The sequence below is a fragment of the Cellulosimicrobium sp. Marseille-Q8652 genome, from assembly GCF_965112045.1.
In genome coordinates, this window is record NZ_CBCOPS010000001.1 from 554,633 (window position 1) to 567,219 (window position 12,587).

3 protein-coding genes are annotated in these 12,587 nt (G+C 71.9%); all 3 read right to left on the reverse strand.

The features are described 5' to 3' along the window. Positions 1 to 140: 140 nt before the first annotated feature. Entirely contained in the window at positions 141 to 2,747 is a 2,607-nt protein-coding gene (locus ACWPWV_RS02485) for an immunoglobulin-like domain-containing protein (protein ID WP_454041384.1), read from the reverse strand. Positions 2,748 to 2,870: 123 nt separating this feature from the next. Further along, positions 2,871 to 7,916 (reverse strand): family 43 glycosylhydrolase, encoded by a 5,046-nt coding sequence (locus tag ACWPWV_RS02490; protein WP_454041385.1) that lies wholly within the window; start codon positions 7,914 to 7,916, stop codon positions 2,871 to 2,873. Positions 7,917 to 8,145: 229 nt separating this feature from the next. Then, the gene (locus ACWPWV_RS02495) at positions 8,146 to 12,336 is read right to left on the reverse strand and encodes a beta-L-arabinofuranosidase domain-containing protein (RefSeq protein ID WP_454041386.1); all 4,191 of its coding nucleotides are present in this window, start codon (positions 12,334 to 12,336) and stop codon (positions 8,146 to 8,148) included. Positions 12,337 to 12,587 lie beyond the last annotated feature (251 nt).

A 12,587-nucleotide genomic window follows, 5' to 3' on the forward strand; every position in this document is an offset into this window, starting at 1 on the left:
GGTGGAAGCGTCGTCGGCGGCAAGGAGGGAAGTCCCGCGTTCCGACGCTCGTGCAGGGTCTGGGGTGCGAGGTGCAGGCCGCGCGCCGAGGGAGAGAGGCTTCCCCTCTCCCTCGGCGCGACGGCTCGACCTCGCGAGGATCAGGCGCAGTCGAGAGCCTCGACCGGCGCCTCGAGCGTGGTCGTCACCTCCTTGCCGTCGAGGGTCGCGACACCGGCCACGGTGACGGTCCCGGCAGGGACGCTCGTCGCGCGGACCGCGAACGACTGGTACGCCGCCCTGCCGGCCGCGACGTCGGCGAACGCCTTCGTCCCGTACGGCGTCGTGAGGGTCAGGTCGACGGGCACGGCCTCGCCGTTCGTCGCGCGCACGGCGACGTACGCCTTGCCCGCGAGGCACCGCGGCGAGACGTCCACCGCGAGGTCGAGCTCGGGCGCGGGCGGCTCGTCGCCGTACGCGGCGAGGAGCGCGGCCTGCTCGGCGGCCGTGATCGGCAGGACGGTCCCGTGGCGCGGGCTGCTCGGCAGGTCCGCGTCGACGGACGTCCACACGCCCGAGTCGAGGTCGGTGGACTCGAGCGGCATGTACCCCTGGCCGCCGTGATAGCTCGGCTGGTCGACGAAGAGGTACCACTTCTCCTCGGTGTTGGACTTGAACACCGTCGGCCCCTCGCCCGCCGTGAGCGTGCCGCCCCACGGGTTCGGCTGACCGAACCCGATCTTCTCGGCGACGAGGTCCCAGTCGGTCGAGCGCAGGTCCGTCGACCTCTCGAGGCGCGGGATCATGTACGCCTCGTCCTTCGTGAACCGGTAGTACGTGCCCTCGTGCTCGACGATCGAGGAGTCGATCATGCCGAGGCCGTTGCCGCGCTTCTCGTCGATCCACACCTGCGGCTCGCTGAACGTCACGAAGTCGCGCGTCGTGGCGTACATCATGCGCTGGTACGAGTCGGCGATCCGCCGGTTGGACGTGTCGGTCGTCGGGTACAGCGCCGAGGCCCAGTAGACGATGTACTCGCCGCGCTGCGCGTCGTAGAACGCCTCGGGCGCCCACGTGTTGCCCGCGTACTCGCTCGAGACCGTCACCATGCGCTGCTCGGACCAGTTCACGAGGTCCGTCGACTCCCAGATCATGAGGGCGCGCGAGCCGCGCTCCTGGGCGTTGCCGAAGGTGTTGCCGCCGTAGATGCGCAGGTCGGTCGCGAGCAGGAAGAACCGGTCGCCCTCGGGCGAGCGGATGATGAACGGGTCGCGCAGGCCCTTCTCGCCGAGCTCCGACGTGAGGACGGGCTCCGCGTCGTTGAGCTCGACCCAGTCGAGCGGGTCGTTGCCGTCGCTCACGCTGAAGTAGACCGACTCGCCGTCGGGCGTGCTCTCGCCCTCGAAGTACGGGAAGAAGTAGCCCTCGTAGTCGGCGGCGGCGGGCAGCGGCCGGACCGTCGCGTCGTAGGTGTGCGTCGCGGTCGCGCCGTCCTTCGACGCCGTGACGGTGAGCTGCACGACGGCGGCGCCCTCGCCGTGCGCGGGGCGCGTCACCTCGCCCGTGGGCGAGATCGTGGCGGGGTCCGACGTGATCCACGTGAGGGACGAGCCGTTCGCACCCGTCGCGGGGAGCGTGAGGTTGCCGCGCACGTCGTCGAGGTGCGGGACCGTCGCGTGCTCGGCGTCCCACTGCGCGGCCTCGGCCGGCAGGAGCTGCGCGAGGACCGTGACCTCGAACGTCGCGGTCCGCGCGACGGCGCCGCGCGTCACGGCGGCGGTCAGGGTGACCGTCGCGTCGTCCTCGCCCGCCGCGGGGCGCGTGACCGTGCCGGTCGCCGAGACGACCGCGGGGTCGGACGACGTCCACCGGACGAGCGAGCCCTGCGGGCCCGCCGCCGGCAGCGCGAGGTCGGCGGTGACGGCGCTCGTGTCGCCGAGGTCGAGCGCCGCGAGGTCGGCGTCGGCGGCGGCGGTCGACGTCTCGAGCGCGAGCTCGGCCGCCTCGGCCGCCGTGACGGCGCGGTCGTAGAGCCGGAAGTCGCGGACCTTCCCCTCGAGGTACCGGTCGCCCGAGTACAACGAGCGCCCGACGTAGTTCGCCGTCGTCTGCCCGCCGCCGATCTGGCCCGGGTCGGTCGTGACGTTGGTGGCCTGCCGGACCTGGACGCCGTCCTCGTAGAGGGTCGCCGTCGTGCCGGTGAGGGTGTAGGTCAGGGTCTTCCAGACGCCGCGCGTCAGGTTGGACCCCTTGGTGACGGTCTGCTCGGTGGACCAGTTGCCCGTCGCGATCGACGTCCGGTACGCGTTGCCCGTGGTGAAGAGGTAGCCGTTGCCGGCCGTCCCGCTCGAGTTGCCGAGCCCGTAGACGAAGTACGGCGTCGCCTGCGTGGTGTCGACCAGCACGTCGAGGCTCACCGTCGCGTCGGTGAGGCCGGCGAGCAGGTGGTCGGGCAGGTCGACGTAGTCGTCCGTGCCGTCGAGCGCGAGGCCGTCGGGGGTCGCCGTCGCGCCGTGCACCGTCGCGGGGCCGAACGTCGAGCCCGCGGCGAGGTTCGCCGTCGTGCCGCCGGTGGTGCTGGCCGCGTCGAGCGGGTACCAGGCGACGAGCCCGGCGTCGTCGGCGCTGCCGACGGTGCCGACCGCCGTCGCCACGGGGGCCGCCGTGGCCCCGGCGGTCCCGAGCATCGTCGCGGTGAGCGCGCCGACGAGCCCGACGGCGATGCCCGCCGCCCGGCGACGCGGGCCGCGCGTCCTGAGTCCTGTCATGGTCGTCCTTCTCCTCGTCGAGATGAAACGTGAAGCGCCTGCCTGCCGGGGTAGGACCCGCGGTCGCGAGGGAGGACCCGGGGGTTCTACCTCGCGACCTGCGGTTCTCTCTCGCGGGTGGTGTCAGCCGCACGTGGCCGCGTCGTACGCGACCTCGTGCTCCGTGGTGACGGGCTCGCCGTCGAGGACCGCGGTGCCCGTGACCGTCGCCGTCCCCGCGGCCACCGACTTCGCCCGCACCGCGAACGACTGGTACGCCGCCTTGCCGGGCGCGACGTCGGCGACGACCTTCTGGCCGAACGGCGTCGCGAGCGTGACGTCGGCGGGCACGTCGCCCGCGTTCGTCGCGCGGACCGCGAGGTAGGCCTTGCCCGCGAGGCACCGGGGGGTGGCCTCGACGGTCAGCTCGACCTCGGGCTGCGGCGCGACGTCGACCGGGTCCACGCTCTCGAGCGTGGGCGTGACCTTCTGGATGAGGCCGTCCTCGCCGAACGTCAGACGGTCGATCGTCGTCTCGCGGTTGGTGCCGTTGCCGCCGGGGATCGCGAAGCGGTGGTACGCGATGTACCAGTCGTCCGTGCCCTCGACGTTGAGGATCGAGCTGTGCCCGGTCCCGAGGATCCCCTGCGACGGGTCCTTCTCGAGGATGACCCCGCGGTAGGTCCACGGGCCGTCCATGCTCGTCGCGGTCGCGTACCCGACGCGGTAGTTCGGCGACCCGGTGTCGTCGATCGAGTACGTGAGGTGGTAGATCCCGTCGCGGAAGTTGACGAACAGGCCCTCGCGGAAGTCCGTCAGCCCCGGGATGCGACGCAGCGTGTCCTGCTCGATCGACGTCATGTCGTCGGACAGCTCGGCCATGACCGGGCCGTTCGACGGGCCGCCGTTGCCCCACAGGAGCCAGTACTTCCCGGTCTGCGGGTCGTGGAACGCCGCCGGGTCGATGGCCTGGCCCGAGGCGATCGGCTCGCCGTTGGTGATCATCGCCGTGGGCTCCGCGGTGAACGGTCCCTCGGGGCTGTCGGCCACCGCGACGCCGATGGTCTTGCGGTTGTACGTCGGGTTGTGGCCCGAGAAGTAGAAGTAGTACTTCCCGTCCCGCTCGATGATCGTCGGCGCCCACGCGTTGCCGGTCGCCCACGGGACGTTGCCGTTCGCGCCGTCGAGCGTGAGGAACGGCTCCTCCGAGCGCTCCCAGTCGACCAGGTCGGTGGACTTCCAGACGTAGAAGTCCTTGCCGCCCCAGCCGGGCGTGCCGTCGGTGGTCGCGTACAGGTAGAACGTGTCGCCGAACTGCGCGATGTTCGGGTCGGCGTACCGGCCCGGCAGAACGGGGCTGTTCATCTCCTTCGCCTGGACCGTCCACGTGCGCGACGACCCGTCCGGCCCGGTCACGGTGTACTCGACCGGCGCCGTGAAGTCCTGCGCGGACCCGTTCTCCGGCGAGACCGTCGCGCGGGGCGAGACGGCGAGCACCGGGGCCAGCGCGGTGAGGTCCGTCCCGGGCTCGACCGGGAGCGTGACCGTCGAGCTCGCGCCGTCGACGATCGCCGGGACCTTGAGCTCCGCGAGCTCCGCGCCCGTGACGGCCGTGTGGTCGGCACCGAGCTGGAACACCTCGTCGGCGGTCAGCGCGCGGTCGTAGACGCGGAAGTCGCGCACGGAGCCCTTGAGGTACCGGTCGCCGGTGTAGACCGAGCGGCCGATGTAGTTCGCGAGCGTGGACCCGTCGCCGATGTCCTCCGGGTCGATCGTCACGTTCTCCTGGCGGCCCACCTCGACGCCGTCCTCGTAGAGCACGGCGGTCGTGCCCTCGAGCGTGTACGTGAGGTGCTTCCAGACGCCGCGCTGCAGGTCGGCGTTCTTGCTCACCGTCTGCTCCGTGGTCCAGTTGCCCGTCGCGATCGACGTGCGGTAGGCGTTGCCGGTCGTGAACAGGTAGCCGTTGCCGGCCGTCCCGCTCGTGTTGCCGAGGCCGTAGATGAAGTACGGCGTGGCCTGGTCCGTGGCGATCTTCACGTCGAGGCTCACGGTCACGTCCGTGAGGCCGGCCAGCAGGTGGTCGGGCAGGTCGACGTAGTCGTTCGTCCCGTCGAGCGTCACGCCCTCGCCGGTCCCGGAGAAGGCCGCGCCGCCCGTGAGCGTCGCCGCGCCGATCGTGGCGTCGGGCGCCGAGTTGGCCGCCGTCGTGCCGCTCGTCTCGTCGAGCGCGTAGCGCACCACGAGGCCCGGCACGTCGGAGGTCACCTCCACCGCGACGTACGCGGTGCGCGACCCGTCGGCGGTGGTGGCGGTGACCATCGCGTGGCCCTCGCCGACGCCCGTGACGACGCCCTCTGCCGAGATCGAGACGACGGACTCGTCGTCCGACGCCCACGTGATCGCGCGGGCGCTGGCGTTGGCCGGGGTGACGGTCGCCGTGAGCTGCCTCGTGCCGCCGATGCCGACCTGGACCGACGCCGGGGTGACGGTCAGGCCCTCGACCGGCACGACGTCGTCGGTCACGGTCACGACCGCGCGGGCGCGCACGCTCACGCCGCCTCCGAGGGATCCACCGACCTCGAACGTCCCCGCCTGCGCGTACGACGCCGGGTCGATCTCGTCCCACGTCACGTCCGCCGGGCCCGAGGTCCCGTCGGCGAAGCGCGCGGTCACCTCCGCCGGCAGCACGGGCGCCGAGCCCGTCTGGACCGTCACGGTGACGTCCTCGACCGACTCGACGAACGCGTCGGGCTGGTAGGTGCGCAGCAGGCGGTCGTACTCGGCCTGCGTCACGGGGAGCACCGTGCCGTGGCGCGGGCGCGACGGCATCTCGTAGTCGGTCGACATGGTCCACTCGGCAGCGTCGAGGGACGTCGACTCGAACGGCACGTAGCCGCGGCCGCCGAACTCGTCGATGAAGAGGTACCACTTGTCCTCGGTGTTCGACCGGAAGATCGTCGGCCCCTCGCCCTGGTTGATGCCGGGGCCGGTCGAGTTCGCCTTGCCGATGCAGTCGGTGACGTAGTCCCAGTCGGTCGACAGCAGCTCGTCGGACTTCTCCGCGAGGATGAACTTCGAGCACGGCGTCGTCGAGGTGTTGTTCCGCTCGTCCTTCGTGAAGCGGTAGAACGTGCCGTCGTCGTCCTGCGCGACCGTGGAGTCGATGACCGAGTAGCCCGGGTCGACCCAGACCTTCGCCTCGGAGAACGTCACGAAGTCGCGCGTCGTGGCGTACATCATGCGGTTGTAGCTGTTCCCCGTGTGGCCCGGGTCGTCCTCGGCGTAGAGCTTCGAGGCCCAGAACACGACGTACGCGCCGATGCTCTCGTCGTAGTACGCCTCCGGTGCCCACGTGTTGCCCGCGGTCTCCGGGGAGACCTCGACGAGGCGCTGGTCGGTCCAGGTCACGAGGTCCGTGGACTCCCACACCATGATCGACCTCGAGCCCTGCCGCTGCGCGGCGTCCCAGCCGTTGCCGTCGTAGATCCGCAGGTCGGTCGCGATCTGGTAGAACTTGTCGCCCTCGGGCGAGCGGATGATGAACGGGTCGCGCAGGCCCTTCTCCCCCAGCTCGGACGTGAGGACCGGCTGGTTGTCGTTGAGGTTCTGGTAGTTCAGCGGGTCGTTGCCCTGGCTCAGGCCGAGGTAGACCTGCTCGCCGGTGGCCGTGCCCTCGCCGACGAAGTACGAGAAGAGGTAGCCCTCGAGCTCCTCCTGCTCGGGCAGCGGCGGGACCGTCGCGCCGAGCTCGCGCGTCGCGGTCGCCGTGCCGACCGTGACGGTCGCGGTGAGCGTCACCGCCTCGGCCTCCGCACCGTGCGCGGGCCGCGTCACCTCGCCCGTGGGCGTGATGGTGCCCGACGACGACGCCCAGCTCACGCTCGCGCCGTGCAGCCCGCTCGTGGGCAGCGCGAGGTGGCCGCGCACGTCGTCGAGGTTCGGGACCTCGAGCGCGGCCGCCGCGGCCTCCGCCTTCGCCTGGTCGCCGTCGCCCGGGAGGACGGTGACGTCGAACGTGCGCGTCTCGCTCGCGCCGCGCAGGGCGGCGGTGGCGGTGAGCGTGGCGGTCGCCGGCTCCTCGCCCGCGGCCGGACGGGTCACCGTGCCGTCGGCCGCGACGACGCCGTCGTCCGAGGTGGTCCACGTGAGGGCCGAGCCACCGACGCCCTTCGCCGGGAGGGCGAGGTCGGTCACGACGGCGCTCGTGTCGCCGAGGTCGACGGCCGCGACGTCGGCCGCCACCGCGTCCCGCGCGGCGTCGGCGGAGATCTCCGCGACCTCCTGCGCCGTGAGCGCGCGGTCGTAGAGCCGGAAGTCCTTCATGCGACCCTTGAAGAGGTTGTCGGCCGCGTAGGCGGACTTCCCGAGGGCGTTCGCCGTCGTGCTGCCGCCGCCGATCGCACCCGGCGCGATCGTCACCGCGGCGTTCTGACCGACCTGCGCGCCGTCCTCGTAGAGGCGTGCGGTGCCGCCGCCGAGCGTGTAGGTGACGGTCTTCCAGACGCCGCGGGCCAACGCCCCCGCGGGGGCCTTCGCGGTGTTCTGCTCACGACCCCAGGCGAGGTCGGAGATCGTCGCGCGGTAGTTCGCGTTGCCCGTCGAGAACAGGTAGCCGTTCCCGGACTGCGGCGTCCCGACGGCCGGGTTGCCGAGGGTGTAGAAGAAGTAGTTGCCGGACAGCGACGAGTCGATCCAGACGTCCGCGCTGACGGTCACGGCGTCCAGGCCTGCGAGCAGGTCGTCCGGGAGGTCCACGTGGTTCGCGCCGCCGAACGTCAGCCCCTGGCCCTCGCTCCAGCCGCCGCCGGACCCCACGAGTGTCGCGTCGAGCCCGTTGCCCGACGCGTCGTGCGCGACGGTGCCCTCGGTCTCGTCGAGCGGGAGCCACAGCTGGAGGCCCTCGGTGGCCGGCGCGGCGAGCGCCGTCGCCGACGTCGGCTCGAGGGCCGTGGGCCCAGGAGCGGCGGGGGCTGCGGCCGCCGCGGCGGGCACGAGCGGGCCGACCAGGGCGAGCCCGACGAGCGCGGCGAGCGCACGCCGTCCGGCACGCGTGTCGGACGGACGCGTGCCGGACCTGCGCGGGTGCGGAGCGGTCGCGGAACGGTGGCCGGCCGGCGGCGTGTCGGACGGGCCGGCGGTCCCTCTCGATGTCGTTCGAGAGCTGTCTCGTACGTGGCGTGAGGTCATCGATGACTCCTCGTCGTCGTGCCCCGGCGGCACCGCCGGGCGGCCCGTCCGTCGTCGGACGAGCGCGTGTGAACGCTAACATGTGAGCGCGAACATGAACAGGGCAGGCCCTCGGCGATCACGTTCGAACGCCTTTGGCGACTCTCGTCCGCGAGGTGGAACCAGCGGTCGCGAGGTAGAACCCCGGGGGTTCTACCTCGCGACCTGCGGTTCTACCTCGCGGGTGGTGTCAGCCGCACGACGTCGCGTCGTACGCGACCTCCTGCTCGGTGGTGACGGGCTCGCCGTCGAGCACCGCCGTGCCCGTCACCGTGACCTCGCCCGCGGCGACCGACGACGCCCGCACCGCGAACGACTGGTACGCCGCCCTGCCGGGCGCGACGCCGGCGAACGACCTCGTCCCGAACGGCGTCACCAGCGTGACGTCCGCCGGCACGTCGCCCGCGTTCGTCGCGCGCACCGCGACGTACGCCTTCCCGGCGAGGCACCGCGGTGTCGCCTCGACCGCCAGCTCGACCTCGGGCTCCGGCACCACGTCGCCGGGCACGATCTCGACCGTGTAGGTCGTCGACGTCGTGTGGTCCTGCGCGACGCCGACGATCTCGACGGTCCGACCGGTCCCGTCGGCCGGGAGCGGCACGACGCGGCCGGCGGTGTCGTCGACCAGCACGCCGTCGACGCGGACGAGCCCGCTCGGGACGTGCGGGTCGGCGTCGAGCACGACGCTCGCCGTGCCCTGCGGCACCGTGAGCGTGTAGGCCGTCGTGGCAGGGTCGAACGCGGGCGCGAGCGTCCCGGTGTCGAACCCGAGCGCGGACAGCCCCGGCGTCGTGTCGTAGGACGCCGCCCGGTCGACCCGCACGCCGAACACACCGCCGGCCCACCCGCCGGTCGCCTGGAAGCGCACGGTCACGACGGGGATGCGTTCGCCGTCCTCGTCGAGCACGTGCTCCCCCGCGCTGTCGACCTTCCAGCGCGTGGCCCCGCCGATCTCGAGATACTTCGCGGGGAGCTGCGTCGAGTCGACGTAGAACCCGTCCTCGTCCTCGTTCGGGGCGCCGTCGACGACCCTGACGGTCTTCAGCCTCTCGTCGTTCACGTACACGTCGAACGTGCGGCCCGCGTCGCCCCCGTAGTACGTGACCCCGAGGTGGTTCGCCGCGGAGTCGGGGTCGATCACGAGGTCGTAGCTGAACCAGCCCGTCCCGTCGGCGTGCCGGAACTGGCGCCCGGAGAACGCCCCGACCGACGACCCGCTCTGCTTCAGGTTCTTCGCGTTCTCGAAGTTGTTGTTGTCGAAGCTGGTCAGCTCGTCGACCGTGCGGTCGGCGTCGCGCAGCTGCTGCTTGGCGCGCAGGATGCGCTCCTGCGACGCGGCGGAGTCCGGCTCGTCGAGGTTCAGGTAGAGCCCGTACGTCACGTCCCAGTTCGTGTGGTGCGGGGTGAAGACGAGACCCCCGCCGTCTGCGGTGTTGCGGAGCTCGAGCTGGACGCGACCGTCGGCGCCGTCCTCGACGCGCACGAGGTTCTCGGCGATGCGTTCCTTCCACTCGTCCGCGCCCATGCCGGCCGCGGTGAGGGTCGTCTGCGCGTCCTCGTCGCGCGTCGAGGACCGCACGAGGATGCCGGTGCCCTGCGACGCCGGCTGCGGGATCGCCCCGAGGTCGGCCGACAGGACGACCGGGCCGTAGCGGAACGCGACGAAGTACGGGTTGTCCGGGGTGTCGACGACCGACACCCCCGTCGGCATCGTGTACCGGACCACGTCCCCCGCCGCGACGGGCAGCACGACGTACCCGCGCGACACCGTGGGCTCGACCGCGGAACCGTTGACCTCGAGCGACACGTCTCCCGCGGCCCACGACGGGACGCGGAGGCGCAGCGTCGCGTCCTCGGCGACCGCGCCGCCGTCGAGCGCCGCGACCCGGAACGTCACGGTGTCGTCGTTCGGCAGGTTGGCCTCCTGCTCCACGCGCAGGTTCTGCGCCGCGTGGTCGAACGTCGAGGAGAAGAACATGTTGACCCACACGGAGCCCTGGCCCGTGAAGTAGACCGAGTCGCCGAGCTTGGAGAAGTTCTCCATGCCCGTCCCGGTGCAGCACCAGAACTCGGTGAACGGGAGGTTGAACACCTTGTGGTAGCCCGAGCCCATGGGGTTGAAGTAGGTCGTCGTGCCCGTCTCGGGGTTCTGCGACGACAGGATCGTGTTGATGAACGCGTTCTCGTAGTAGTCCGCGTACCGCACGTCCTTGCTCAGCTTGAACAGCTCGCGCGACAGCTTGAGCATGTTGTACTCGTTGCACGTCTCGGCCGTCTCGGCGTTGCGCGCGTCGCCCTGCTCGTCGGCGCGCTCGTGCAGCGACCCGGGCTCGTGGAAGTGCTCCGCCTGGCTGTTGGCCCCGGTCACGTAGGTGTGGTCGCGCACGACGATGTCGAAGAAGTTCTCCGCCGCCGCGAGGTACATCGGCAGTTCGTCCTTCTCCGCCTGCGTGAGGAGCGCGTAGTACTCGGGGTTCTGCGTGAAGACGCGGTAGCGCTTGAGCGCGCCGAGGAGCTTGGGGATCTGCGTGTTGGCGTGCTTGCCCGGCAGGACGTCCTGGCCCGCCGCGAGCTGGCGGAACAGGGCCACCTCGTCGAACGCCTCCGCCGCCTCCTTGATCCGCACGTCGCCGGTGGTCTCGAAGAGCTCGTACAGCGCCTCGTTCATGCCGCCGTACTCGGTGCGCAGCATGACGTCCGTGCTCGGCAGCCTCGACACGCGACCCTGCACGTACAGCCCGAAGTCGGTCGCGACCGCGAGCGCCTGGTCGCCGACGGGGCCGTCGACGTACTCGGCGACGTCGAGCAGGCCGGCGAGCACCTTGTGCAGGTTGTACCAGGGCACGATGACGTTCTCGTCGGACGACCCCGTGCCCTGCACCTCGTCGAGGACGGACTCGCGGAACGCCGACACGTAGCCCGCCGAGCCCGGGTGCGACGCCGCGTAGGCGTCCTGGACGCGCGAGAGCCCTCCCACCGCCTCCTGGATCTCCGTGAAGAGCGCGTCCTTCGTCGCCTGGTCGGGCGTCGAGGACCACGACATCGCGAGCGCCGACATGTAGTGCCCGAACGCGTGCCCGCGGAAGTTCACCGCGTTGCTGCGCTCCCAGCCGCCGTACCCGGTGGCGGTCGTCGGGGTCAGCCCGCCGACCTTGTAGAACTCGTGGAGGAACGTCTCCGAGTCGAGGCTGAGCAGGTACTCGTGCTCCTTCGACGCCGCGTTCTGCAGGAAGTCGTCCGAGAGCAGCACCGACGGCAGCGTCGTGTCCTCGAGCGGCGTCTCGTCGACGACCGCGGGGACGAGCACCTCGAACGCACGCGTCACCGGCTCGCCGTCGAGGTAGCGGACGCTCGCGGTGAGGGTCACGTGCGCGTCGTCCTCGCCGAGCGCGGGTCGGTGCACCGCGCCGTCGGTGCCGATCACCTCGGGGTCGGACGACCGCCACGTCACCGTCGACCCGCGAGACCCGGTGGCGGGCAGCACGAGGGCGACCGTCGCGCGCTCGGGCAGCGTCAGGCGGTCGGCGTCGTCGCGGGCCACGGCGTCACGGTCGATCATCCGTCCCGACTCCTCGTAGAGACCGACGACGTCCGCGAGGTTCGCGACGCCGTCGTACAGCCGGTACTGGTCGAGCGCCGCCCGCAGGTAGCCGCCGTTGTACTGCGGGCCGTTGAAGCCGACGGTCTTGGGCAGTGCCGGGTCGGAGCCGAGCACCCCGGTCGCGTCGCCGCCGACCGCGTTGGCCACCGTCGACGGCACCTTCTCGCCGTTGCGGTAGAACGCGACGTCCTTGGTCGCGCGGTCGTACGTGACGACGACGTGCGTCCACTCGTCCGCGGGGAAGAACGACGCGCGGTCGGAGCTCGCGACGCGCACCTTGTAGGGCTGGCCGCTCGCGGGGCCGACCGACAGGGCGAGCGGCACCGTGTCGGACTCGGACGACAGGTACCAGCCGTCCGAGTTGTAGGCGCGCTTGTTCCACGTGACGAGGTGCTCGCCCGCGAGCCTCCCGCTCGGCTCGATCCAGAACGAGAGCGTGAGGTCCTCGGGCTGCAGCTCGGTGGACGTGCCGAGGTCGAGATACGTGCTCCCGGTCAGGCGCAGGGCCTGGGTCCCCGGGACGACGCCGTCCACGTACTCGTAGCCGACCGGCGCGGACCCGGCGTGGCCGCGCAGCGACACGGGGTGGGCGAGCGGGCCGGAGTCGGTGACGTCGCCCTCGAACGCGAGGTCGAGGACGGGGTCGGACAGCGCCGGCTCGGCCGCGACGGCGGTCGGCGCCCAGGTGGTCAGGGCCAGCGCGGTGGCGGCGGCGACGGCGGCGAGCCGCGCCGGCCCACCGGGTCGACGGCGCACGCCGTCGGTCGTTCTCGGATGCATCGTTGCTCCTCGGGTCGCGCGCGGGCTGCGGTGCCCGGCGACGTCGTGCGGTCGGGGTGGTGACCCTCGTGGCCTGTCGGACCGGCCACGAGGGAAGCGGGCTGCCAGGTCGAGCCCTAGGCCGCCACCGCCGTGGCGACCTGGCGGTCGAGCGGGCGGGGCGGCGTCGGATGCGAAGGGCGCAGAGCCGCGCGCGGAGACCGCCGGCCGAACGCCCGAGGTGACGGCGCGGCAGCCCGAGCACCGAGGCC

Bases quoted from the DNA above. Each gene is read 5' to 3' on its own strand.
- ACWPWV_RS02485 (WP_454041384.1), bottom strand. From the start codon at position 2,747: ATGACAGGACTCAGGACGCGCGGCCCGCGTCGCCGGGCGGCGGGCATC.
- ACWPWV_RS02490 (WP_454041385.1), bottom strand. From the start codon at position 7,916: ATGACCTCACGCCACGTACGAGACAGCTCTCGAACGACATCGAGAGGG.
- ACWPWV_RS02495 (WP_454041386.1), bottom strand. From the start codon at position 12,336: ATGCATCCGAGAACGACCGACGGCGTGCGCCGTCGACCCGGTGGGCCG.